General features: G+C 74.8%; 9 protein-coding genes. 1 reads left to right on the top strand and 8 read right to left on the bottom strand.

Annotation, left to right across the window (positions count from 1 at the left end; translation table 11 throughout):
• From ABTY15_RS35880 to ABTY15_RS35895, 4 genes are all read right to left on the bottom strand, one after another.
• On the bottom strand, positions 1-17,624 hold a 17,624-nt coding region (locus tag ABTY15_RS35880; RefSeq protein WP_350605205.1), incomplete at its 3' end, for a non-ribosomal peptide synthase/polyketide synthase.
• Between the two features lie 107 nt (positions 17,625-17,731).
• On the bottom strand, positions 17,732-20,029 hold the full coding sequence (locus tag ABTY15_RS35885) for an ABC transporter ATP-binding protein/permease (RefSeq protein ID WP_350605208.1): 2,298 nt from the start codon (positions 20,027-20,029) through the stop codon (positions 17,732-17,734).
• Positions 20,030-20,305: 276 nt separating this feature from the next.
• Complete coding sequence (locus ABTY15_RS35890; RefSeq protein WP_350605210.1) at positions 20,306-20,668, bottom strand: DUF5132 domain-containing protein; 363 nt, start codon at positions 20,666-20,668, stop codon at positions 20,306-20,308.
• A 295-nt stretch (positions 20,669-20,963) separates the two neighbouring features.
• Positions 20,964-22,058, bottom strand: coding sequence for an alpha/beta fold hydrolase (locus ABTY15_RS35895; protein WP_350605212.1), 1,095 nt, complete (start codon positions 22,056-22,058; stop codon positions 20,964-20,966).
• A gap of 184 nt (positions 22,059-22,242) precedes the next feature.
• Between ABTY15_RS35895 and ABTY15_RS35900 the strand changes: the two genes are divergently transcribed.
• A complete protein-coding gene (locus ABTY15_RS35900; protein ID WP_350605213.1) occupies positions 22,243-23,526 on the top strand; it encodes a metal-dependent hydrolase family protein in 1,284 nt (427 codons plus the stop codon).
• Between the two features lie 21 nt (positions 23,527-23,547).
• Here ABTY15_RS35900 and ABTY15_RS35905 read toward each other — a convergent pair whose 3' ends face one another.
• Genes ABTY15_RS35905 through ABTY15_RS35920 form a run of 4 tightly spaced genes read right to left on the bottom strand, consistent with a single transcriptional unit; the run spans position 23,548 to position 26,598 of the window.
• Positions 23,548-24,438 carry a 5-oxoprolinase subunit C family protein gene (locus tag ABTY15_RS35905; protein WP_350605215.1) on the bottom strand — a complete coding sequence of 297 codons (891 nt, stop codon included), beginning with the start codon at positions 24,436-24,438 and terminating at the stop codon, positions 23,548-23,550.
• Positions 24,439-24,476: 38 nt separating this feature from the next.
• Positions 24,477-25,094 (bottom strand): 5-oxoprolinase subunit B family protein, encoded by a 618-nt coding sequence (locus ABTY15_RS35910; protein ID WP_350605217.1) that lies wholly within the window; start codon positions 25,092-25,094, stop codon positions 24,477-24,479.
• Positions 25,091-25,894, bottom strand: a complete 804-nt coding sequence (locus tag ABTY15_RS35915; protein ID WP_502893669.1) for a LamB/YcsF family protein — start codon at positions 25,892-25,894, stop codon at positions 25,091-25,093. The genes ABTY15_RS35910 and ABTY15_RS35915 overlap by 4 nt, the downstream gene beginning before the upstream one ends.
• Positions 25,891-26,598 (bottom strand): GntR family transcriptional regulator, encoded by a 708-nt coding sequence (locus ABTY15_RS35920; protein WP_350605220.1) that lies wholly within the window; start codon positions 26,596-26,598, stop codon positions 25,891-25,893. The genes ABTY15_RS35915 and ABTY15_RS35920 overlap by 4 nt, the downstream gene beginning before the upstream one ends.
• Between the last annotated feature and the right edge of the window lie 37 nt (positions 26,599-26,635).

Genomic DNA, 26,635 nt, shown 5'->3' on the forward strand with positions numbered 1-26,635 from the left:
ACACCACCGTGACCGACCACGACACCCTTGGGCCGACCGGTCGAACCCGAGGTGTAGATCACATACGCCGGATGCCGGACGTCGAGCGCCACCTTCGGGTCGGTGTCCGGCCAGTCCTGCACCTCGGACACCTGCGCCGGATCGTCGACCACCACCACCGGCCGCGCGTCCGCCAGCATGAACGCGATTCGCTCCGCCGGATACGCCGGATCCACCGGCAGATACGCCGCGCCGGCCTTCAGCACACTCAGGACCGCCACCACCGACTCCACCGAACGCGGCAACGCCACCGCCACCAGCCGCTCCCGGCCCACCCCCCGGGCGATCAGCGCATGCGCGAACCGATTCGCCCGGGCGTTCAATTGACGATACGTCAGCTCTACCTCGCCATGGACGAGGGCCACCGCATCGGGCGTCGCCGCCACCTGCGCCTCGAAGGCCGCCGGCACCGGGACGGCGCCCACCTCGCGGGCCGTCGCGTTGCCGCGCTCCAGCAGCCGGTGCCGCTCGTCGGCGTCGAGGAGGTCGATCCGCCCGATCGGCTGCTCCGGGTCGGCGGTGACGGCCGCCAGGAGGAGCGTCCAGCGCCGGGCGAGGCCATCGACCGTCGAACGGTCGAACAGGTCGGTGGCGTACTCCACCGCGCCGAGGATCCCGGCCGGGCTCCCGTCCGGACCGAACTGCTCGACCAGGCTCACCCCGAGGTCGAACTTGGCGGTTCCGGTCGCCACCGCGTAGGTGGTCACGTCCAGGCCGGGCAGCGAGAACCGGCCCATCGGCGCGTTCTGCACGGCCAGGATGGTCTGGAACAGCGGGTGGTGGGACAGCGACCGGGACGGGTTCAGCACCTCCACCAGCTGTTCGAACGGCACGTCCTGGTGCGCGTACGCCGACAGCGCCGTCTCCCGCACCCGGCCCAGCAACTCGGCGAAACTCGGGTCACCGCTGGTGTCGGTACGCAGCACCAGCGTGTTGACGAAGAACCCGACCAGCTCGTCCAGCGCCTCGTCCGTCCGGCCCGCGATCGGGCTCCCGATCGGGATGTCCGTCCCCGCACCCAGCCGGGTGTACAGCGCCGCCAGGGCCGCTTGCAGCACCATGAACAGACTCGTCCCGGTGCTCCGCGCCAACTCCACCAGGGCCGCGTGCAGTTCCGCGTCGAGCTCCAGGCCGACGTGGTCCCCGCGCCAGCCGGCGACGGCCGGCCGCGGCCGGTCGGCAGGCAGCTGGAGCAGCTCCGGCAGGTCGGACAACTGCCGCTTCCAGTAGTCGAGTTGCTCGGCGAACCGGCTCCGCTGGTCGGCGGCGTCGCCGAGCAGCTCGCGCTGCCACAGCGTGTAGTCCGCGTACTGCACCGGCAGGGCCGGCCAGTGCGGCGCGCGGCCCTCGCTCCGGGCGGCGTACGCCTCGGCCAGGTCGCGGGCCAGCGGGCCGGTGGACCAGCCGTCACCGGCGATGTGGTGCACCACCAGCAGCAGGACGTGCTCGTCCGGCGCGACGGCGAACAGCTCCGCCCGCAGCGGCGGCTCCGCCGCCAGGTCGAACGGCTGCCGGGCGGACTCGGCGAGCCGGCCGTGCAGTTCGGCCTGCGCGACCTCGGTCAGCCGGGCCCGAGGGCGGGCCTCGGCCGGGGCCAGGACCCGCTGGCACGGGACGCCGTCGACCTCCGGGAACACCGTCCGCAGGCTCTCGTGCCGGGCCACCACGTCGGCCAGCGCCTGGTCCAGCGCGGACCGGTCCAGCGTCCCGGTCAGTTGCAGGGCCAACGGGATGTGGTAGGTGGCGGCGCTGCCGTCCATACGGTGCAGGAACCAGAGCCGGCGCTGGGCGAAGGAGAGCGGCACCACCTCCGGCCGCTCGTGCACGGTCAGCGCCGGGCGGGCGTGGCCGGCCCCGGCCGACGCCTCGGCCAGCGCCTCCGTCAGGCCCGCCACGGTGGGCGCCTGGAAGAGCGCGCGCAGCCCGAGCTCCACGCCGAGCACCGAGCGCACCCGCGCGGTCAGCCGGGTGGCGAGCAGGGAGTGTCCACCCAGGTCGAAGAAGTCGTCGTCGACCCCGACCCGCGGCAGGCCCAGCACCTCGGCGAACAGCTCGCACAGGATCTGCTCCTGCGGCGTGCGCGGCGCCCGGCCGGTCTCCCCGGTCGTGGCCTCGGGCGCGGGCAGCGCGGCGCGGTCCAGCTTGCCGTTGGGGGTCAGCGGCAGCGCGTCCAGCACCACGAAGACGCCCGGCACCAGGTAGTCGGGCAGCCGGTCGCGCAGGTACGCCGCCAGCTCCGCCGGGCGGACGGCCTCACCGGGACGGGCCGCCGCATAGCCGATGAGCCGGTCGTCCCGGGCCACCACGGCGGACTGGGCGACGGCGGGGTGCTCGGCCAACGCGGCCTCGACCTCGCCGAGTTCGACGCGGTAACCGCGCACCTTCACCTGGTCGTCGGCGCGACCGACGTACTCCAGCTCGCCCGAGGCGCGCCGGCGCACCACGTCACCGGTGCGGTACATCAGCTTGCCGTCCTGGCCGAACGGGCAGGCGACGAAGCGCCCTGCGGTGAGCCCGGGCCGGTTCAGGTAGCCACGCGCCAGGCCGGGGCCGGCGACGTACAACTCCCCTGCCACACCCGGCGGCACGAGGCGCAGTCGCTCGTCGAGCACGTACGCCCGGAAGCCCGCGACCGGCCGGCCGATCGGCGGCACACCCGACCCCGGGGACAGCGGGTCGCTCATCGTCGCGCACACCGTGGTCTCGGTCGGGCCGTAGGCGTTGATCATCCGCCGGCCCGGGGCCCACCGGGCCACCAGCTCCGGTGCACACGCCTCACCGGCGACCACCAGGGTGGCGGCCGTGAGCCCGGCACCGTCCAGCGCGGCCAGGGCGGAGGGCGGCAGCGTCACATGGGTGACGTCGAGCCGGCGGTCCGTCAGCGCCTCCAGCGGGGCCTCGGCGGGGGCCAGGACGAGGGCGGCGCCGGTCAGCAGGGCGCTGCACAGGTCCCAGAAGGACGCGTCGAAGCTGGGCGAGGCGAACTGGAGCACCCGGCTGCCCGGCGCCACGCCGAGCCGCTCGACCTGCGCCGCCACCAGGCCCGACACCCCGCGGTGGCTCACCACGACACCCTTGGGCCGGCCGGTCGAGCCCGAGGTGTAGATCACGTACGCCGGGTGCCGGGCGTCCAGGGCGGTCTCCGGATCGGTGTCCGGCCAGTCCCCCTCGCCCACCAGCGCCGGATCGTCGACCGTCAGCACCGGACGGGCGTCCGCCAGCATGAACGCGATCCGCGCCTGTGGGTACGCCGGATCCACCGGCAGGTAGGCGGCCCCGGCCTTCAGCACACCCAGGACCGCCACCACCGACTCCACCGAACGCGGCAGCGCCACCGCCACCAGGCTCTCCGGGCCCACCCCCCGGGCGATCAGCGCATGCGCGAACCGGTTTGCCTGAGCGTTCAGTTGACGATACGTCAACTCCTGCTCGCCACCGACCAGCGCGACCGCGTCCGGCGTCGCCGCCACCCGCGCCGCGAACAGCTCCGGCAGGCTCACCCCGGCCGCCCCGCCCTCGACGGCGGGCAGCAGCTCGCGGCGCTCCTCGGCCGACAGCAGGTCGATCGCGCCGATCGGCCGGTCGGGCGCGGCGGCGACCGCGGCCAGCAGCCTGGTCCACCGGGCGACCAGGGCCTCGACCGTCGAGCGGTCGAACAGGTCGGTGCTGTACTCGACCGCACCGCTGAGCCCGGCCGGCGCGCCGTCGGGCCCGTGCTCCTCCGCGAACCCGAAGGTCAGGTCGAGCCGCGCCGTCCCGGTGAGCACGTTCACCCCGGAGACCCGGAGGCCCGGCAGCTCGAAGTCGCCACCCGGCGCGTTCTGCACGACCAGCCCGGTCTGGAAGAGCGGGTGGTGGGACAGCGATCGGGACGGGTTCAGCGCCTCCACCAGGTGCTCGAACGGCACGTCCTGGTGCGCGTACGCCGACAGCGCCGTCTCCCGCACCCGGCCCAGCAGTTCGGCGAAGGACGGGTCGCCGCTGGTGTCGGTGCGCAGCACCAGGGTGTTGACGAAAAACCCGACCAGCTCGTCCAGCGCCTCGTCGGTGCGCCCAGCGATCGGGCTCCCGATCGCGATGTCCGTGCCCGCGCCCAGCCGGGTGTACAGCGCGGCGAGCGCGGCCTGTAGCACCATGAACAGACTCGCACCCGAGCGTCGCGCCAACTGCACCAGAGCGGCGTGCAGTTCGGCGTCGATCGGGAGTTCCAGCAGGTCGCCGCGGTACGACATGGCGGCCGGGCGCGGCCGGTCGGCCGGAAGTTGCAGCTGCTCGGGCAACCCGGCCAGCGCCTCCGTCCAGTAGGCGACCTGGCGGGCGAACACGCTGTCGGCGTCCTGCTCGTCGCCCAGGATCTCGTGCTGCCACAGGGTGTAGTCCGCGTACTGCACCGGCAACGGCGCCCAGGTCGGCGCCCCGCCGCCCTGCCGGGCGGTGTAGGCGGTGGCCAGGTCACGGGACAGCGGCCCCATGGACCAGCCGTCCCCGACGATGTGGTGCATCACCAGCAGCAGCACGTGCTCGTCCGGCGCGACCGCGAACAGCTCTGCCCGCAGCGGTACTTCGGCGGTCAGGTCGAAGCCGCGCACCGCCGCCTCGCGCAGCAGGGCGGGCACCTCCGTCTCGCCGGCCGCTCGTACCGCCAGCGGGACGGCGACCTCGGCGGGGTCGAGCACCCGCTGCTGCGGAACGCCGGCGGTCTGCGGGAAGACCGTGCGCAGGGTCTCGTGCCGGGCCACCACGTCCGCGAGCGCGGCGCTCAGCGCGGCCCGGTCGAGGTCGCCGGACAGCCGCAGGGCCAGCGGCATGTGGTAGGTGGCGCTCGGTGCCCCGAACTGCTGGAGGAACCAGAGCCGACGCTGGGCGAACGACAGCGGCATCGGTTCGCGGCGGGGCCGGGGTACCAGGGCCTGCCGTGCGGCGCCGGCGTCGTGCAGCCCGGCCGCCAGTCCGGCGGGGGTCGGGGTCCGGAACAGGCCGCGCAGTTCCGGTTCCACCCCGAGGGTCGCCCGGACCCGCGAGACCAGCCGGGTGGCGAGCAGGGAGTGCCCGCCCAGCGCGAAGAAGTCCTCGTCGACCCCGACCCGGGCGAGGCCCAGCACCTCGGCGAACAGCTCGCACAGGATCTGCTCCTGCGGGGTGCGCGGCGCCCGGCCGGTTTCCCTGGTCGCGGCCTCGGGCGCGGGCAGCGCCGCCCGGTCCAGCTTCCCGTTCGGCGTCAGCGGCAGCACGTCCAGCAGCACGAACGCGGACGGCACCAGGTAGTCCGGCACCCGGTCGCGCAGGTACGCCGTCAGCGCCGTCGCGGTCGCCCCGCTCCCGGCCACGGGGACGACGTACGCGACGATCCGCTCCTCCCGGGCGAGCACCGCGACCTGGGCCACGCCCGGGTGCGCGGTCAGTTCGGCCTCGATCTCGCCCGGCTCGATCCGGAAACCGCGGACCTTCACCTGGTGGTCCACCCGGCCGGCGAACTCCAGCTCTCCGTCGTCACGCCAGCGGACCAGGTCGCCAGTGCGGTACATCCGCTCGCCCTCACCGAACGGACAGGCCACGAACCGCCCGGCGGTGAGCCCCGGCCGGTTCAGGTAACCCCGGGCCAGCCCCTCACCGGCCAGGTACAGCTCACCCAGCACACCGGGGGCGACCGGCCGCAACGCCGAATCCAGCACATACACCCGGCAGTTGGCGATCGGACGGCCGATCGGCACCGGCACCGGGCAGTCGGCCGGGTCGGCCGGAAGCGGGTAGGCGGTGATCACATGGGTCTCGGCGGGCCCGTAGTGGTTGTGCAGCACCCGGCCCGCCCGGCGGGCCTGGAAGCGGCGCACGGCACCGCCGAGGCGCATCGCCTCCCCCGCCTGGGCGACCAGCCGCAGGTGCGGCAGCTCCAGCCCGGCCTCCTCGGCGGCCTCGGCCAGCGCCTCGACCACCAGGTTGGGCGCGAACAGCTCCGCCACCCGGTGCCGGTCCAGCCAGTGCGCGAACAGCTCGGCACTGCGCCGCTGTTCCTCGGTCGGCACCACCAGGGTCTTGCCGTACAGCAGGGCGGAGAGCACCTCCTGCACCGAGACGTCGAAGCTGAGCGCGGTGAACTGCGCGGTGCGCGTGCCGGGTTCGCCGCCGACGGCCCCGTGGTGCCACTCCAGCAGGTTCAGCAGCCCGGCGGCGGGCATCACCACGGCCTTGGGCCGGCCGGTGGAACCGGAGGTGTAGATGACGTAGGCCGGGTGCCGGGCGTCCACCGGGACGGCCGGATCGTGCTCCGGCTGCTCGTCGGACGGTGTGACGGCGGCGAGGTCGTCGAGCACCACGGCCGGTCGGGCATCCTCCAGCATGTAGGCGATGCGGGCGGCCGGGTAGTCCGAGTCGACCGGCAGGTACGCCGCACCCGTCTTGAGCACCGCGAGAACGGCGACCACCAGCTCGGCCGAGCGCGGCAGCCGCAGCGCGACGACCTGCTCCGGGCCCACGCCGCGCGCGATCAGCGCGTGCGCCAGGCAGTTGGCCCGGCGGTTCAGCTCGCGGTAGGTCAGCACGGTGTCTTCGAACAGCACCGCCGGGGCCTCCGGGGTCGCCCGGACCTGCGCCTCGAACCGGGCCGCCAGCGTCCCGGCGGGCGCCGGGCGGGCGGTGTCGTTGCGGGCGACCAGCAGCTCGTGCCGTTCCTCGGCGGTGAGGACGTCGATCCGACTCAGCGGCCGGTTCGGCTCGGCGACCACCGCCGCCAGCAGCCGCAGCCACCGGGCGACCAGCGCCGCCACCGTGGCGGGGTCGAACAGGTCGGTGCTGTACTCGACCCGGCCGGTGATGCCCTCGGCCGGGCCACCGGTGCCGCCGCGCTCCAGCAGGTGGAAGCCGAGGTCGAACATCGCCGTAGGCGTCCGCACCAGGACGATCTCGGCGTTCAAACCGCTCAGCGTGAACTCGGTGCGCGGCACGTTCTGGAGCGCGAGCAGCACCTGGAACAGCGGCTGCCGGGCGAGCGACCGGGACGGGTTGAGGGCCTCGACCACGTGCTCGAACGGCAGGTCCTGGTGCGCGTACGCGCCGAGCGCGCCCTCCCGGACCCGGACCAGCAGCTCGGCGAAGGACGGGTCGCCGCTGGTGTCCGTACGGAGCACCAGGGTGTTGACGAAGAACCCGACGAGCTCGTCCAGTGCCTGGTCGGTCCGGCCGGCGATCAGGCTGCCGACCGGGATGTCGGTGCCCGCGCCGAGCTTGTCCAGCAGCGAGGCCAGGGCGGCTTGCAGCACCATGTACACGCTGGCGCCGTGCTCCCGACCCAGCCGGACCAGCCCGGCGTGCAGCTCGGCGTCCACCTCGATCGCGAGCCGGCCGCCGGCGTGGGAGGGGGTCGCGGGGCGGTGGCGGTCGACGGGGAGCGGGATCTGCTCCGGCAGGTCCACCAACTGCCGCTTCCAGTAGGCGATCTGACGGCTGAACAGGCTGCCCTCGTCTGCCGCGTCGCCGAGCAGCCGGTCCTGCCAGAGGGTGTAGTCGGCGTACTGCACCGGCAGCGCCGCCCACTGCGGGGCCTCGCCGCGCAGGCGCGCCGCGTACGCGGTGGCCAGGTCGGCGGCCAGCGGGCCCAGCGACCAGCCGTCGCCGGCGATGTGGTGCATCACCAGGAGCAGCACGTGCTCGTCCACCGAGAGCGCGAACACCTCGGCGCGCAGCGGCGGTTCGGCGGCGAGGTCGAACCCGCGCGCCGCTGCCGCCGTCAGCAGCTCCGGCAGCTCGGGCTCGCTGGCCGGGGTGACCGACAGCCCCGGGCGCGCCGCTCCGGCGGCCAGTACCTGCTGGTGGGGCACGCCGTCCGCGGCCGGGAAGACCGTGCGCAGGGTTTCGTGCCGGTCGACGATGTCGCCCAGCGCCGCCTCCAGGGCCGGCAGGTCCAGCGGTCCCGAGAGCCGCCACGCGAGCGGCATGTTGTAGACGGAGTCGGCGCCCTCCAGCTGGCGCAGGAACCACAGCCGCCGCTGAGCGGACGACAGCGGCACCAGCGCGGGCCGCTCCGCCCGCCCCAGGGCGAGCCGGGCCCGGTCCGCGCCACCCAGCCCGGCGGCCAGCCCGGCCACCGTCGGTGTCCCGAAGAGCGCCCGCAGTTCCAGCTCCACTCCGAGGGTCGCCCGCGCCCGGGCGACCAGCCGGGTGGCGAGCAGGGAGTGCCCGCCGAGCTCGAAGAAGTCGTCGTCGACCCCGACCTCGGCCACGCCCAGCACCTCGGCGAACAGCTCCGCGAGGACCTGCTCCTGCGGGGTGCGCGGGGCCCGGCCGGTCCGCGTCGTGGTGTGGACGGGCTCGGGCAGCGCGCGCCGGTCCAGCTTTCCGGTGGCCGTCAGCGGCAGGCCGTCCAGGGGCATGAAGGCGGCCGGCACCATGTAGTCCGGCAGTCGCTCGCGCAGGTGTGCCCGTAGCTCGTCCGGCTGGAGTTCCGCCCCGGCGACGGCCACCGGGTAGGCGACCAGCCGCGCGTCCCCGTCCCGGTCCTCCCGGACCATCACCGCGACCTGGGCGACCTGCGGGTGTTCCGCCAACGCCGCCTCGATCTCGCCGAGTTCGATCCGGAAGCCGCGCAGCTTGACCTGGTCGTCGGTCCGGCCGAGGAACTCCAGGTTCCGTCCCCCAGCCTCCGGCCGGGGGGACCCCCATGCACCCCACCGCACCAGGTCGCCGGTGCGGTACATCCGGGCGCCGGCGGGCCCGAACGGGTCCGCCACGAACCGCCCGGCGGTCAGCCCCGGCCGGTTCAGGTAGCCGCGGGCCAGCCCCGCTCCGGCGATGTACAGCTCCCCCGCCACACCGGCGGGCACCGGCTGCAACGCGGCGTCGAGCACGTACAGCCGGGCGCCCGCGACCGGTCGCCCGATCACCGGACGCACGGTCGCTCCCAGGGGCGCGAGGACCGAGTTCACCGTGCACTCGGAGGGGCCGTAGAGGTTGAGGCAGGTCACCCCGTCGGCCGCGCGCAGGCGCTCCCAGAGCTGCTCCGGAACGGCCTCGCCGCCCGCCGCGACCACCGCCGGACGCCACTGCGGGTCGTCCAACAGCCCCTGAGCGACCAGGACCTGGAGGTAGGACGGGGTGGCGCCGACATAGTCCAGTCCGAACCGCGCGGCGTGGGTGAGGAAGGCATCCGGGTCGGACCAGGTCGCCTCGTCCAGGACGTGCAGTTCGTGGCCGGCGAAGACGGCGAACAGCTGGTCCCAGGCGGCGTCGAAGGACACCGACGTGGTCAGCGCCACCCTCGCCCGCCGCTCGGCCACCGGCGGGAAGAGCAGCGACCGCTGGTTCTCGAACAGGTTCCGCAGGGCACCGTGGGTCGCCACCACACCCTTCGGCCGCCCGGTGGAACCGGAGGTGTGGATCACATAGGCCGGATGGCCCGGATCGACGGCCACCTCCGGATCGGTTGACGGCCGACTCGTGATCACCGCCGCCGTCCGCGGATCGTCGACCACCAACCGCTCGACGGACCCGGCCTCCGGCAACCGCTCCAGGGCCCGGGAATCGGTCACCACCACGACCGGCCGGGCGTCGTCGAGCACGAGCCCGATCCGCGCGGCCGGGTACTCCGGATCGATCGGAACGTACGCGGCGCCGGTCTTCAGCACCGCGAGGATCGCCACCACCAGCTCGGCCGACCTCGGCAGGGCCACCGCCACCAGCCGCTCCGGGCCCGCACCCCGCGCGATCAGGGCGTGCGCCAGCCGGTTCGCCCGCACGTCCAACTCCGCGTACGTCAGCGAGGCTTCCGGCCCCACCACCGCCAGGGCGTCCGGAGTCGCCCGCACCTGAGCCCGGAACAGCTCCGGCAGACCCGCGGCGAAGCCGTGGGCCGCCGGGCCGGTACCCAGCGCCGTCAGCGCACCCTGCTCCTCGGCGGTGAGCAGGCCGAGCCGGCTGAGCCGCCGCCGCGGGTCCGCGACCGCGGCCCGGAGCAGCCGCTCCCACCGGCCGATCATCGTCTCGACGGTGGCCGGGTCGTAGAGGTCACTGGTGTACTCGACGGACCCGTCGATCCCCTCCGGGGACCCGTCCTCGGCCTGCCGCTCCGACAGGGTGAAGATCAGGTCGAGCTTGGCGGTGGTCGACGCCGACGGCACGTCCTCGACCCGCAGCCCGGGCGGAGCGAACTCGGCCCGGGGCGCGTTCTGCAGCACCAGCATGACCTGGAACAGCGGGTGGTGCGACAGCGACCGGGCGGGGTTCAGGACCTCGACCAGGTACTCGAACGGCAGGTCCTGGTGGGCGTACCCGGCCAGCGCGGTGTCCCGGACCCGGCCCAGCAGCTCGGCGAAGGTCGGATCGCCCGAGGTGTCGGTGCGGAACACCAGGGTGTTGACGAAGTAGCCGACCAGCTCGTCCTGCGCCTGGTCGGTCCGGCCCGCGACGGGGCTGCCGACCGGGATGTCGTCGCCCGCGCCGAGCTTGCTCAACAGCGCCGCCAGTGCGGCCTGGAGCACCATGAACAGACTGGTCCCGTGCGCGCGGGCGAGCTCGCGCAGGGCGCGGTGCAGCTCGGCGTCCAGCCCGGCCCGCACGGAACCGCCCCGGTGCGAGGCGACCACCGGGCGGGTCCGGTCGGTGGGCAGCTGGATCTGCTCCGGCAGCCCGGCCAACTGCCGGGTCCAGTAGGCCGCCTGGCCGGCGAACAGGCTGTCCCGGTCGGTGGAGTCGCCGAGCAGTTCGTGCTGCCACAGGGTGTAGTCGGCGTACTGGACCGGCAGTTCATCCCACTGCGGCTCCGCGCCGCGGCAGCGCGCCGCGTAGGCGGCGGTCAGGCCCTGCGCGAGCGGGCCCAGCGACCAGCCATCACCCGCGATGTGATGGAGCACGACCTGGAACACGTGCTCGTCCGGGGCCAGCTCGAACAGCTCGACCCGCAGCGGCACGTCGACCGCCAGGTCGAACCGGCGGTCCTTCGCCTCCGCCAGGGCGGCCGGCAGTTCGGCCTCGGTGCTCCGGCTCACGCGCAGCCGCGGGCGGGCCGCCACGACGTCCAGCACCCGCTGGTGCGGCACGCCGTCCACCGCCGGGAAGACGGTGCGCAGGCTCTCGTGCCGGGCCACCACGTCCGCCACCGCGGCCTCCAGGGCCCGCCGGTCCAGTTCCCCGGACAGCCGCCAGGAGAGGGAGATGTGGTAGTTCGCGCCGGCGCCCTCCAGCTGGTGCAGGAACCACAGCCGCCGCTGCGCGAACGACAGCGGGATCATCTCGGGGCGCTCGCGCCGGACCAGGGCGGCCTGCGCCGGTCCGGCCGCCACCAGGGCGGCGGCCAGGCCGGCCGGGGTCGGCGCCTCGAACAGGGTGCGCAGCGGCATCTCCACGCCGAGCGTCGCGCGGATCCGGGCGGCCAGGCGGGTGGCGAGCAGGGAGTGCCCGCCCAGGTCGAAGAAGCCGTCCTCGACGCCGGCCGAGGCCACGCCCAGGACCTCGGCGAACAGCTCGCAGAGCACCTGTTCCTGCGGGGTGCGCGGCGCGCGGCCGGTGGCGGCGGGGGCGAGGTCGGGGGCGGGCAGGGCCCGGTGGTCCAGCTTGCCGTTGGCGGTCAGCGGCAGCGCGTCCAGCAGGACGAACGCCGACGGCACCATGTGCTCCGGCAGCCGCTCGCCCAGGTGCCGGCGTAGCTCGGCCGGGCGCGGCGCCGGGCCGGCGACCGGTACCAGGTAGGCGACCAGCCGGGTGTCGTCGGCCCGGTCCTGCCGGGCCAGGACGGCGACCTGGGCGACGCCGGGGTGCGCGGCCAGCGCCGCCTCGATCTCGCCGAGCTCGATCCGGAAGCCGCGCACCTTCACCTGCTGGTCGGCCCGGCCGACGAAGCTCAGCCCACCGAGGGCATCCCGGCGCACCACGTCGCCGCTGCGGTACATCCGCGATCCCGGCGGTCCGAACGGGTCCGCCACGAACCGCCCGGCGGTCAGGCCGGGCCGGTCCAGGTAGCCGCGCGCCAGGCCGGCGCCCGCGACGTAGAGCTCGCCGGGCACGCCCGGGGCCACCGGCCGCAGGCCGGCGTCGAGCACGTACGTCCGCAGGTCCGGCAGGGCGGCGCCGATCCGCCCGGTGGCGGTGTCGGAGCGGTCGAGCGCCGTGTGGGTGACGTGCACCGTGGTCTCGGTGATGCCGTACATGTTGACCAGGCGCGGCGCGTCGTCCGGGTGCCGTTCGTACCAGCTCGCCAGCCGGGCGTGCTCCAGCGCCTCGCCGCCGAACACCACCGTGCGCAGGGCGAGCTCGCGCGGGTGCTCGGCGTCCGCCTGCATCAGCTGGTAGAAGGCGGACGGCGTCTGGTTGAGCACCGTCACCCGCTCGCGGGCGAGGAGTTCCAGGAACCGGCCGGGCGAGCGGCTGGTCTCGTGGTCCACGACCACCAGGCGGCCGCCGTGCAGCAGTGCGCCCCAGAGTTCCCACACCGAGAAGTCGAAGGCGTAGGAGTGGAAGAGGGTCCAGACGTCCTGCGCCGTGAAGCCGAACAGCTCCTCCGTCGTCCGGAACAGCCGCACCACGTTGCGGTGCGGGACCACCACGCCCTTGGGGTTGCCGGTGGAGCCGGAGGTGTGGATGACGTAGGCGGCGTGGCCGGGATCGACGGCGACCCCCGGGTCCGTGTCCGGCAGCCCGTCCAGCTCGGCGGCGTCCAGCAGCAGCCGGTCCAGGTGCTCCGCCCCGGGCAGCTCGCCGGTCCGGCTCGTCGTCACGAGCAGCGCGGGCCGGGTGTCCTGGAGCAGGTAGGAGATCCGGGCCGCCGGGTACGCCGGGTCGACCGGCACGTAGGCGCCGCCGGCCTTGAGCACCGCGAGGACGGCCACGACCAGCTCGGCCGAGCGCGGCAGGGCCAGCGCCACCAGCTGCTCCGGGCCGACGCCCCGGTCGGTCAGGGCGTGCGCGAGCCGGTTGGCGCGGGCGTTCAACTCGCCGTAGGTGAACGAGACTTCGCCGTCCGTGAGGGCGAGCGCAGCCGGGTTCGCCCGGACCTGCCGTTCGAACAGCGCGGTCAGGTGGTGCTCCGGCAGCTCCTCGTGCGGGTCGGTACGAGCCGGGAGCAGTGCGCGGAGTTCCTCGGCGGACAGCACGTCCACCTGGCCGATCCGTCGGCCGGGGTCGGCGACGACCGCCCGCAGCAGCCGCAGCCAGCGGTCGACGATCCCCGCTGCGGTGTCCTCGTCGAACAGGTCGGTGCTGTACTCCAGGACGCCCGAGAGCCCCTCGGGCCGTTCGGCCAGGATGAAGGTCAGGTCGCACTTGGCCGTCCCGGTGTGCACCAGGTCGGTCGTCACCCGCAGCCCCGGCAGGTCGAAGGCGCCGAGCGGCGCGTTCTGCAGGGCGAGCATGGTCTGGAACAGGGGGTGGTGCGCCAGCGTCCGGGTCGGGTTCAGCGCCTCCACCAGGTGCTCGAACGGCACGTCCTGGTGCGCGTACGCGGCCAGCGCGCCGCCGCGCACCCGGCCCAGCAGTTCGGTGAACGACGGGTCGCCGGACAGGTCGGTGAGCAGCACCAGGGTGTTGACGAAGAAGCCGACCAGGTCGTCCAGGGCCTCGTCGGTGCGGCCGGCGATCGGCGTGCCGATCGGGACGTCGCTGCCCGCGCCGAGCTTGCCCAGCAGGGCGGCCAGCCCGGCCTGGAGCACCATGAACAGGCTGGCGCCGCCGTCCCGGGCGAGCGCGCGCAGGCCCTGGTGCAGCTCGGCGTCGATCCGCACCGGCAGGTGGGCGCCCCGGTAGGACATCGCGGCCGGCCGGGGCCGGTCGAAGGGCAGCTCGACCTGCTCGGGCAGGCCGGCCAACTGCTCCCGCCAATAGCCGAGTTGGCCGTTCAGCAGGCTGTCCGGGTCCGCGCCGTCGCCGAGCAGCTCCTGCTGCCAGAGGGCGTAGTCGGCGTACTGCACCGGCAGCGGCGGCCACTCCGGCTTCGCGCCCCCGGTGCGGGCCGCGTAGGCGGTCCGCAGGTCCCGCAGGAGCGGCCCCGCCGACCAGCCGTCACCGGCGATGTGGTGCACCACCAGCAGCAGCACGTGCTCCTCGGCGTCGAGCCGGAACAGCTCGGCCCGCAGCGGCGACTCCTCGGAGAGCTCGAAGCCGTACCGCGCCGCCTCCGCCAGGAGGTCCGGCAGGTCGTGCTCGCCGGCCTCGGTGACCCGCAGCCGCGGCCGTGCCCGGTCGGGGTCGAGCACCCGCTGGCACGGCACGCCGTCGACCACCGGGAAGACGGTGCGCAGGCTCTCGTGCCGCTCGACCACGTCCGCCAGGGCGGCGTCCAGGGCGCGCTGGTCGAGGTGTCCGGACAGCCGCAGGGTCAGCGGGATGTTGTAGGTGGCGCTCGGGCCCTCCATGCGGTGCAGGAACCACAGCCGACGCTGCGCGAAGGACAGCGGGACGGCCTCGGGCCGCTCGCGCCGCCCCAGCGCCGGGCGCGCCCGGCCCGCGACGTCCACCGCCGCGGCCAGTTCCGCCACCGTCGGCGCGTCGAACAGGTCGCGCAGCCTCAGCTCCACGCCCAGCACCGACCGGGCCCGGGCGACCAGCCGGGTGGCCAGCAGGGAGTGCCCGCCGAGGTCGAAGAAGTCGTCGTCCGCGCCGACCTCCGGCACGCCGAGCACCTCGGCGAAGAGTCCGGCGAGCAGGTGCTCGGTCGCGGTGCGCGGGGCGCGGCCCGGGTCGGCGGGCTGCCGGTCGGGCGCGGGGAGGGCCCGCCGGTCGAGCTTGCCGTTCGGGGTCAGGGGCAGGACGTCCAGCAGCACGAAGGCCGGCGGCACCATGTGCTCGGGCAGCCGCTCCCGCAGGTGTTCGCGCAGTTCCGCGGGCTCCACGGCCTGCCCGGCGACGGGCACGGCGTAGCCGACCAGCCGGGGTTCCTCCTCCTCGGTACGCACCACCACGGCGGCCCGGGCGACCCGCGGGTGCTCGGCGAGGACGGTCTCGATCTCGCCGAGCTCCACCCGGAAGCCGCGGATCTTGACCTGGTCGTCCGTGCGCCCGAGGAACTCCAGGTTCCGTCCCCCAGCCTCCGGCCGGGGGGACCCCCATGTACCCCACCGCACCAGGTCGCCGGTGCGGTACATCCGGGAGCCAGCAGGCCCGAACGGGTCCGCCACGAACCGCCCGGCGGTCAGCCCCGGCCGGTTCAGATAGCCGCGGGCGAGGCCTGCGCCCGCGATGTACAACTCGCCCGGCACACCGGCCGGCAGCGGCCTCAGGGCACCGTCGAGCACGTACAGCCGCGCGTTGGTGACGGGTCGGCCGATGACCGGGCGGGGACTCGACCCCATGGACGCGATCACCGAGTTGACGGTGCACTCGGACGGTCCGTAGAAGTTGCGGCACGACAGCCCGTCGGCCGCCCGCAGGTCCGCCCACAGCTTCTCCGGGACGGCCTCCCCACCCGCCGCGACGAGCGCCGGGCGTCGCCGCGGATCGCTCAGCAGCCCGTGGGCGGCCAGCACGTGGAGGTAGGACGGGGTCGCCTCGACGAAGTCCAGCCCGCAGCGTGCCGCGTAGCCCACGAAGGCCTCGGGGTCGGTCCAGGTCGCGTGGTCCAGGACGTGCAGTTCGTGGCCCGCGAACAGGGCGAGCAATTGGTTCCAGGAGGCGTCGAAGGACACCGACGTGGTCAGCGCCACGCGCAGCCGCCGGTCCCCCGGCAGCGCCGGGAGGTGCACCTCCCGGAGGTCCGTGAGCAGGTTGAGCAGGCCGCCGTGGGTCGGTGCCACACCCTTGGGCCGTCCGGTGGAGCCGGAGGTGTAGATGACGTACGCCGGGTGGCCCGGATCGACGGCCACCATCGGGTCGGCCGCCGGGCAGCCCGCGACCAGGGCGGCCGTCGCCGGGTCGTCGAGCACCAGCCGGTCGACCGGGCCGCCGTCGGGCAGCCGGTCCCCGCTGCGGGAGTCGGTGACCACCAGGGCCGGGCGGGCGTCGTCGAGCAGGTACCCGATCCGGGCGGCCGGGTACTCGGGGTCGACCGGGACGTACGCGGCGCCGGTCTTCAGCACCGCGAGGATCGCCACCACCAGCTCGGCCGACCTGGGCAGGGCCACCGCCACCAGCCGCTCCGGGCCCGCGCCCCGCGCGATCAGGGCGTGCGCCAGCCGGTTCGCCCGCTCGTCCAGCTCCGCGTAGGTCAGCGAGACGTCCCCGCTGACCAGCGCGACGAGGTCCGGAGTGGCCCGCACGTGCTCCCGGAACAGCTCCGGCAGGCTCGCGGCCGGGACCTGCGCCACCGGCCCGGTGCCGAGCGCCGCCACCTCGCGGTGCTCCTCGGCCGTGAGCAGGTCGATCCGGCCCACCGCCTGGTCGGGGTCGCAGTCCGCGACAGCGTCGAACAGGGCGAGCAGCCGCTGCTGGTGGGCGGCGAGGTCGTCGTCGCCGTACGCCTCCGGCGAGCCGTGCAGCCGGAGCAACGGCGGGTTGCCGTCCCGGTAGTCGAACACCCAGACGGCGAGGTCGGTGGTCGACCCCGACACGAAGTGGTGCACGGAGGCCGGGTGACCGGCGAAGCTCGGCCTGGAGTTGAAGGCCATGATGTTGACGATCAGTGGGAACGCCGTCCCGATGCCGCCGGGCGCGCCGAGGTCCCGCAGCAGATCCTCGCTGCGGTAGCGCTCGTGCGCGACGGCCGCCTCGACCTCGCGCGCGGCCTGGGCGACGAGTTCCCCCCAGCGCATGTCCGGCCGCACGGTGAGCCGCAGCGGCACCACGTTGGACATCGTGCCCGGCACCGTCATCAGGTCGCGGTCCGCGCCCCGGCGGGCGGTGACGGGAAGGGCGAGCACCACGTCCCGCGTGCCGGTCAGCCGGTGCGCGTAGAGCGCCGTCGCCGCGACCACCAGCCGGGACCACCGGACGCCGGCGCGGCCCGCGGCCGCCCGCAGCGCGTCGGGGCGCCGCAGGTCCAGCTCCTCGGCCAGGCGCAGGGGCCGGTGCGGGTCGGTCGCGGGGGCCGCGGCGAGCCGGGTCGGGGCGGGCAGGTCGACGAAGCGCCCGGTCCAGTAGGCGCGGTCGGCGGCGAAGTCCGCCGAGGCGCGGTAGGCGGCGTCACTGTCGACGAGGTCCCGCAGCGAACCGAACGGACACGGCGGCACCGTGCCGCCCCCGGCCAGTGCCGAGTACACCTCGCCGACCCGCTGCCGGAGCATGGAGCTGCTGATCGCGTCCAGCACCACGTGGTGGTAGTTCAGGTACCAGAGGAATTCCGTCGGCGACGCCTTGATCAGCGCATGCCCGAACAGCGGGTCCCGGGCGAGGTCCAGCGGGCGCAGCAGGTCCCGTTCCATCCACTCCACGGCAGCCGCGCGGGGGTCGGGCTCCCCGCTGAGGTCGAGGTGGGCCGGGGCCCAGTCCCAGCTCTCCCGGAGGACCTGACGCGGGCCCTCGCCGTCGTCGACGAAGGTCACGTGCAGGGCGTCGACCTCGCCGACGACCCGGCGCAGCGCGGTCTCGAACAGCTCCCGGTCCACCGGCCCGTGGATCTCCAGGCACTCGCCGACGCGGTAGCCCGGGATCGGCGTGCGCGAGCGCTGCTCGGCGAGCCAGATCTCACGCTGGGCCGCCGTCAGGGGAAGGGCGTCACCATCGCGACGGGACATGGGGGTACCTCCGGGAGTGTGGGCAGGCGTGGTGACGGGGCACGCCGGGCCGCGCCGACCGCGGTGTGGTCACGCGGTCGGCCGGCGGGCGGGTGCGGCTGCTGCGGTCAGGCGGCGAGTTCGCCGGCCTGGAGCCGCCAGAGGGATGCGTAGAGTCCGTGCCGGGCGAGGAGTTCGTCGTGGGTGCCCTGTTCGGCGATGACGCCGCCCTTGTCCATGACGTAGATCCGGTCGGCGTGGCGGACGGTGGAGAGCCGGTGGGCGATGACGACCATCGTCCGGTCGGCCGCGAAGACCCGGAGCGTGCGCTGGATGGCGGCCTCGGTCTCGTTGTCCACGGCGGAGGTGGCCTCGTCGAGGATGACGACCGGCGAGTCCTTGAGGATCGCCCGGGCCAGCGCGATCCGCTGCCGCTGGCCGCCGGAGAGGGCGGCGCCGCGTTCGCCGATCAGGGTGTCGTAGCCGTCCGGCAGCGTCGCGATGAAGGTGTGCGCCTCGGCCATGGTGGCGGCCCGGACCACGGCGTCGTCCGGGGCCCCGAAGCTGCCGTAGCGGATGTTGTCGGCGATGCTGCCGTCGAAGAGGAACGGGTCCTGGGCGACGAAGCCGATGGCGTGGCGCAGGTCCCGCCGGGTCAGGTCGCGCACGTCCCGGCCGTCGAGCAGCACGGCGCCGGACCCGACGTCCTGGAAGCGCATCAACAGTTTGGCGATCGTCGTCTTGCCGGAGCCGGTGGCGCCGACGATGGCGGTGGTCCGCTGGGCGGGGATGGTCAGCGACAGGTTGTCCAGCGCGGGCGGCCGGTCGGGGTAGGCGAAGGTCACCTCGTCGAGGACGAGCTCGCCCAGCACCTTCCCGGTGTCGAGCGGTTCGCCGGTGCCCTCGGTCTCGACCGGCAGGGCGCGCAGCCGCTGGACCCGGTCGTAGGAGGCGAGGGTGCGCTGGTACTGGTCCACGATGCCGCCGAGCCGGCTCATCCGCATCAGCAGCATCTGGGGCAGCCCGATCAGCGGGCTGAACACCTCGAAGCGCAGGGTGCCGTTGAGCACCGAACGGCCGCCGACCAGCAGGGTGCCGGCCATCGAGGCGGTGGTGCAGGCCCGGACGGTCTCGGCGTGGCGGATCGTGCTCCGGTCGGTCTGCCGGTTGCTCTCCTGGGCCGCCTCGCTCAACCCGTCGATGCGTTCGGCCTCGTAGTCCTCGGTGCAGAAGCTCTTGACGGTGGCGCCGGCGGCCAGCGAGTTGATCACCTGGCTACCCAGCCTGGCCCGGCGCTCGCCGGTGACCGCGTAGTCGGCCGCGGCCTTGTCCCGGTGACGGAGCGACAGCCAGGCGATGACCGGGATCGGCAGGAACGCGATCCAGGCGATCTGCGGTGCCAGGAGCAGGAACGCCGGCACCAACAGGGCCAGGCTGGTGCCCAGTTGCAGCACGTCGTTGGCCGGGCCGGCGAAGAAGGCGCCCAGCTGGCCGACGTCGTCGGTGAGCGCGCCGGCCACCCGGGTGGTCCGCTCGCCCTCCAGGTGCCCCAGTTCGAGGTGCTGGACGTGCCGGTACGTGCGGCTGCGCCAGTCGTGCTCGACGTCCTGGCCGAGGCGGCGCCACTGGAGGTTCGAGGCGTACGAGAGGCCCGCCACGGCGGCGCAGGCGGCGGCCACCAGCCCGGCCAGGCCCCAGAGTTGGGCGGACGCGGTGGTCAGGCCGAGACTGACCAGCGGCGCCGCCTCGCCCTTGATGAGGACCAGTCCGGTCCAGCCGAGGAAGGTGCCGAGCGCCATCTCCGAGACCTGGCCGGCGACGGACAGTGCGGCGGCCCGGTAGAGGCGCCGCCGGTGCGGTCCGGCGATCTCCAGCAGGGGGTGGCGTTCGGCGCCGGGCCCGGCCGCGTCCCGGGACGCGTCGACCGCGCCGTGCCAGGCCTTCCGGAGGACGGCCGCGGTCGCCGCGGCCACCGCGCCCACCGCCACCAGCTGCCGGCTCAGCGCCGATCCCCGGAGCAGCGCGACCCCGGCCGCGACCCCGCCGCCGACGGCGAGCACCGGGCGCACGACCAGGCCGCGGTCCACCCGCGGGGCCGGTTCGGCGGCGGGCCGGGCCGGTGCCGGGCGGACCGCTCGGGCCGGATCCCCGGCGACCAGGGTGACGGCCCTGCGGACGATCCGGCCGACGTCCTCGGCACGCACCCGCGCGTCGTGCCGGACGAGCACCCCGCCGGTGACCGGGTTGGCCCGGGCCTCGGTGATCCCGGGGACGCGGCGCAGCGCGGCGGCGAGGATCTCGGCCGCCCGGGGCCGCCCGAGCACCAGCTTGACGTCCCAGCGCTGACGGCCCGGAATGACCGAGCGCGGGCTCACGTCCACATCCACGGAGCGGAATCCGGCTGCGGCGCCCAAGAGCGATGGCATGTCTACGATCACCTGATTTGCGGAGGTCACGGAGAACCGTCACGGACACGACGGAGTACGGCGACGGCGGGGAATGACGGACGGTGGGGAATGACGGGCTGCGGAATGGCAGGCGGCGGAATGACGGACGGCGAAATCCCTGCGGCGGAATCCGCACGGCCTGCGAGCCGGATGGCCCGCGACCGGCCGCCGCCGGGCACATTCCGCCGAAATCGGCCGGCCTGCGCGCCTGACGGCGGCCACGGCCCAGGGACCCTCGGGGACCGTCAGGGACCGTCAGTGCGTCTTTCCGGCGACGGTGCCGGCGGTCGCACGGATCTTCGGGGTCCTCGCGTCCCCGTCGGGGCGGTCGGCGTGCTCGTCCTTGGCGCTGCTCGGCGCACCGGCCCCGGCGGCGGGCCGGCCCTCGCCGGAGCGAACTCCGGTGTCAACGGCGGCGATCTGGGCGGCCACCACGTCGGCCGCCACCTCGGCCGCGAGGTCGTGGATGTTCTCCCCGGCCTCGTTGGCCGCCTTCTTCACCTCCATCGCGATGCCGACGGACGTCTTGACGACTCCGCGCACCAGCGGCTTCAACAGACGCTTGGCCAGCGGGGCGACGATGAGGCCGATCAGGAAGGGCGGTACCACGGGCGGCATGATGCTCCATCTCTACGCATACGTATGACAGGAAACCCGGACACGCGAACACCGGAGCAGCGCACGGCCAGGCGGGCGGCGCATTCCAGTGAGGAATCCGGGATTCACCTACCGCATCGAATTCCCGACCATTGGGGCGCGCCGCCCGATCTCATGAGCACCGTAGTCGAACCATGCGTGCCGGAGCCAAACGGCTTCCGGCGAGTTCACTCATGCGAGTGTTCATTGCCTTCTCGCGTGACCCGAAATGCGGCGGGCCCGAACATGAGGCCGATGATATTCCCGCTTATCCGACTTAATGGCTGCCGAATTCCGGCGCCATCCGCAGCTCGCGCACCAGCTCCCCGACCACGTCGACCACGAACCCGGGGGCCTCGTGCGGGAAGTCGTGGCCCGTCCCCGCCGGCGTGTGCACCAGCCGGGACGCCGTCGACGCCGCCAGGTACCGCACCCTGCTCCGGAGGTAGAACCGGCTGAGCCGCTCGGCCTCGACCACGTCCCGGGCGCCGGCCAGCACCGCCTCACCGCCGGTGAGATCCCGGGGTATCACCAGCACCAGCGGCAGGTCCCCGAGGTCCCCGTCGTACACCACGGTCTCCCAGCCCACCCGCGCCAGGCCGGCCGGCGAGAGCTCCCCGAAGGCCGACGCGGCGGCGCAGAGCGGCCCGGTCCGCCCGCCCCCGCCACGGTGCGCCCCGAACAACTGCCGCACCGCCGTCAGCAGGAAGCCGCGACGCGCCCCCGCGAGCTGCCGGTTGAGCGGCGCGAAGGCGATGACCTCCAGGGGCGTCGGATCCAGCAGCACGAGGCCGGCCACCAGATCCGGCCGCCGCCTGGCGACGTTGGCGACCAGCAACCCGCCCAGGGAATGACCGACGAACACGAACGGAGCCCGCTCCCCCGCCCCGTCCAGGGCCGCCAGCAGCTCCGCCGCCTCGCCCGCCGTCGTCCGGGGGAACGGCCCGACATCGCTCCAGCCCGTCCCCGCGCGGTCGACCAGCACCGACCGGGCCCGGGCCGACAGCATCGTGTGCAGCTCCCGGAAATCCTCACCGGGGGCGTGCCCGCCGGGCATCCAGACCACCGTCGGCCCGCCCCCGGCCTCCCCCTCACCCAGGACGTGCATCCGGTGGCCGCCCACGTCCACCAGCCGCCCCGGCGGCGGATTCCGCCGACGCTCGCGGGCCACCAGCAGCAGGTGCCGCCCGGCTCCCGCCGCCAGCAGCACACCGACCGCCACCGCCAGGCCCCCGAGCACCACCGCCCAGGCGGCCCCCACCCCGAGCAGTCCGCCGCCCACCCCCACCAGCAGCAGCGCGACCGGCACCCCGAACCAGTCCCGGCTCAGCGCGGCGAGCAGGAGGCTCGCCAGTCGTCCGTCCCGTCGCATCGGCCCTCCGCAACAGCAGTCGAAAACCGATCCCTGCCAGTGTCATCCCCCCGCCCGCCCGACACAACGCGCCGCCGGGGGGGGGCGTGCGAGGACCGGCCCCGGGACCGCCCGGGGCGCGCAACTGCGTTCACGTCGGCCCGTCCCCCTGGCCCCGGCACCGCGACCGGCCGAAGATGGCGGCATGGGTGTCGACGACCCGGGTGCCGGGCTGCTGGTGACGAACGTGCGCGTCTTCGACGGGATCGGACCGGAGTCGGTGCCGGGGCACGTCCGAGTCGAACGGGACCGCATCGCGGAGGTGGTGCTGGGCGGCCCCGTCCCGCGCGGCCTGCCCGGAGGCACCACGGTGCTCGACGGCGGAGGCCGCACCCTCATCCCGGGGCTCACCGACGCGCACGTCCACCTGTTCGCGATCGGCGGCACCATGGCGGAGCTACAGCTCGCACCGACCGGCACGGTCTACTACCAGGCCCTGGCCGCCGCCCGCGACATGCTGATGCGCGGCTTCACCACGGTGCGGGACATGGCCGGCGACACCGAGCCGCTCCGCCGGGTGCTGGACCGCGGGCTGTTCCCGGGCCCACGGATCTACCCGAGCCAGGCGGCCGTCTCGCAGACCGCCGGCCACGGCGACTTCGGGACGGTCCACGACGCCCCGACCGCCCTGGGCGGGCCACCGGCCCGGAGCGAACAGGTCGGGTTCACCCGGGTGGCCGACGGGCCGGAACGGGTGCTCGCCGCGGTGCGCGAGCAGCTGAAGAAGGGCGCCACCCAGATCAAGCTGATGGCCGGCGGCGGCGTCATCTCCGAGTTCGACCCGCTGGACGTCCTGCAGTTCACCACGGCCGAACTGGAGGCCGCCGTCGCCGCGGCCGCCGACTGGGGCACCTACGTGACCGTGCACGTCTACACCTCCGAGGGCGTCCGCCGCGCGGTGCGGGCCGGCGTGCGCTGCATCGAGCACGGGCACCTCGTCGACGAGGGCACCGTCCGCCACCTCGCGGAGCAGGGCGTGTGGCTGAGCACCCAGCCGTTCGAGGTCGACGACCACCACTACGCCTCTCCGGACAGCGACCGCAAGAACCGCGAGGTCTGCGAAGGCACCGCCCGCACCCTCGCCTGGGCCGTGCAGCACGGCGTGCGGCTGGCCTTCGGCACCGACCTGGTCCTCGACCCCGGGAAGGCCCACCGGCAGAACGAGATGCTCGTCCGCCTCGCCGGCCACCTCGGCCCGGTCGAGGCCCTGCGGACGGCCACCTCCGGCAACGCCGAGCTGTTCCGGCTGTCCGGCCGCCGGGACCCCTACCGCGCCGCGCCGCTCGGCGTCATCGCGCCGGGAGCCTGGGCCGACCTCCTGGTCGTCGACGGCGACCCGACCATCGACCCGTCCGTCCTCGCCGACCCCGAGCGCAACCTGCGACTGATCGTCAAAAACGGCGTCGTCCACAAGAACGAACTCGGCTGACGGTGCCGGTGTTCGGGGCCGTCAGCGCAGCCGGACCGGCGCGAAGCGGACCGCCGTCCCGGGGGTGGCCTGGGCGGCGGCGGGGAGGGCCGCCACGGGGACCACGCCGATGACGGGGTAGCCGCCGGTGGTCGGGTGGTCGGCGAGGAAGACCACCGGGCGGCCGTCGGGCGGTACCTGGACGGCGCCCAGGACCATGCCCTCACTGGGCAGTTCGCCCTCGCGGGCGCGCTCCAGCGGCGGACCGTCCAGGCGCAGGCCGATCCGGTTGCTGGTCGTCGAGACGTGGTGAACGGAGCGCGCGAGGGCGCCGAGGGCACCGGCGGTGAACCAGTCGTCGCGCGGGCCGAGCACCAGCGGCAGGACCAGCCGGGTGGGCGGCGCGGCCCAGGGCAGCACGTCCGCGCCGGCCGGCGGGCCGGCCGGGGCGCCGAGCGGCAGGCTGTCCCCGGCGGACAGCGGCGCGGGGCCCAGCCCGGAGAGCAGGTCGGTCGAACGGCTGCCGAGGACCGGGTCGGTGGCGATCCCGCCCGCGAAGGCGAGGTAGCTGCGCACCCCCGTCGTCGCGGGGCCGACGTCGAGCCGGGCCCCGGCGGGCAGCCGGACCGGGGCGCCCCAGGCGGCGGGCCGGCCGTCGACCCGGACGGCGCAGGGCGCCCCGGTCACGGCCACCGTCACCGGCCGGTGCACCAGGACCGCGCAGCCGAGCACCGTGGTCTCCAGGGCGGCCGCCCCGGCGGGGTTGCCGACCAGCCGGTTGGCCAGCCGGTGGGCCGGCCGGTCGAGCGCACCGGAGCGCGGCACGCCGAGGTGGGCGTGGCCGGGCCGGCCGAGGTCCTGGATCGTCGTCAGCAGGCCCGCGCTGACGACGGTGACGGTGACGGCTTCCCTGGTCACTGAATCCCCGTTCATGCTTCCTCGTTCATGCTTCCTCGATCATGCTTCCTCGATCATGCTTCCTCGATGACGAACCGCACCCGCGTCCCCGGGGCGAACAGCGCCGCGGGCTCGCGCGCGGCGTCCCACAGCGCGGCGTCGGTGCTCCCGATCAGCTGCCAGCCGCCCGGGGACGAACGCGGGTAGACGCCGGTGTACGGACCGGCCAGGGCGACCGAGCCGGCCGGCACGGCGCTGCGGGGCACTGCCCGCCGCGGGACGTGGTACCGGTCGGCGAGGCCGGTGAGGTAGCCGAAGCCGGGGGCGAACCCGCTGAAGGCGACCCGGAATTCGGTCGCGGAGTGGATCCGCGCGACGGCGTCCTCCGCGACGCCCCAGAGCGCGGCGACCTCCGCGAGGTCCGCGCCGTCGTAGCGGACCGGGACGGTCACCACCGGGCCGGCCCGTTCCGGGGCGGGCGGCACGCGCCAGGTGGCCAGTTCGGCGGCCAGGGCGCGCGGGTCCGCCACCCCGTCGAGCAGTACGGTCCGTTCGGCCGGGACGATCTCCTCGACCGGCGGTAGCCCGGACGCCGCGCGCCTGCGCAGGAGTTCGGCGTGGAAGGCGGCGGTCCGGTCGGCGTCGGCGAGTTCGACCAGCAGGGCGTGCGGGCCGACCCGCAGCGCTCTCATGCGAACGCCTCGACGCGCACCCCGGCCGCTCGCAGCGCCGTCCGGACCCGGCGGGCGAGGTCCGCGGCCCCGGGGGTGTCGCCGTGCAGGCACAGGGATCGGGCGCGCAGCCGGATCCGGTCGCCGGTGTGCGCGGTGAGCAGGCCGTCGCGGGCGATGCCGACCGAGCGGCGGACCACGGCGTCGGGGTCGTGGACGACCGCGCCCGGTTCCCGGCGGGAGAGCAGCGTGCCCTCGGGGGTGTAGGCGCGGTCACCGAACGCTTCGGCGACCACCGGCAGTCCGGCCTGCCGGGCCGCCTCGTGCAGCCGCGAGCCGGGCAGCCCGAGCACCGGCGGTGCCGGCGTGCCGGGGAGGGCCAGGCGGATGCCGCGGACCACGGCCGCGGCCTGTTCCTCGTCGTGCACCGTGCGGTTGTAGAGCGCGCCGTGCGGTTTGACGTAACCGACCTCGGCGCCGGCTGCCTGCGCGAACACCTGCAACGCCCCTATCTGGTAGGCGATTTCGTCGGCCAGCTCGTCCGGGGGGACGTCCATCGCCCGCCGCCCGAAGCCGGCCAGGTCCCGGTAGGAGACCTGGGCGCCGATCCGCACCCCGCGCTCGGCGGCGAGGGCGCAGACCCGCCGCATGGTGGACGGGTCCCCGGCGTGGAAGCCGCAGGCGACGTTGGCGCTGGTGACCACCGACAGCAGGGCCTCGTCGTCGGTGAGCGTCCAGCGGCCGAAGCCCTCGCCGAGATCGGCGTTCAGGTCGATCACCGGCTCCGGCGCGGCCGCGGTCACCGCACGCCGGCCCGTCACTGCCCGGCCCCCGGGGCCTGCCCACCCTCCACCATGGCGCGGACGATCACCGCGCGCGCGTCGTCCAGGTAGCCGGTCAACTCGACCTCGGCGTCGTCGATCTCGCCGGACTCCAGCAGCCCGGCGAGCGCCTGGTTGCGGCGCAGGAACGGTTCGTGCAGCGCGCGGGCGGAGGGGACGGCGCCGAAGGCCAGCCGCAGTTCCGCCATCAGCCGCGCCATGCACTCGTCGATCCGCCCGCTGCCGGCCAGCCCGGCGACGGCCTGGTGGAAGTGCAGGTCGGCGGTGCCGACGGCGGCCCAGTCGTCCAGTATTTCGGCGGCCTCCGCCCGGACGAGCGCGGCCCGCACCGCGGCCAGGCGCTCCGGCGCCGCGCTGTGCAGCGCGCGCACGCCGGCCATCTCCAGGGCCAGGCGCAGGGTGTAGATGTCGGCGACGTCGGCCGGTTCGAGGATCCGGACGAACACCCCGCGGTTCAGCTCGTGGACGACCAGGCGCTGGTCGGCCAGCTGCCGGAACGCCTCGCGGAGCGTGTTGCGCGACACCGCGAGCGCCTCGCCCAGCGCCTCCTCCGACAGGCGCGTGCCGGGGGCGAGCCGGCCCTCGGTGATGTGCTCGCGCAGTACCTCGGCCACCCGCTGGGCGGCGCTGGCGCGTTCGAGCCGGCCCCGGTCGGCCGCGAGTGCGTCGAAAACCCCGGTCAAGTCCTGCCTCCTGCGGCCCTACGTTCCGTCAGTTCGG

Source organism: Kitasatospora sp. NPDC097643 (genome assembly GCF_040302625.1).
GTDB lineage: Bacteria > Actinomycetota > Actinomycetes > Streptomycetales > Streptomycetaceae > Kitasatospora.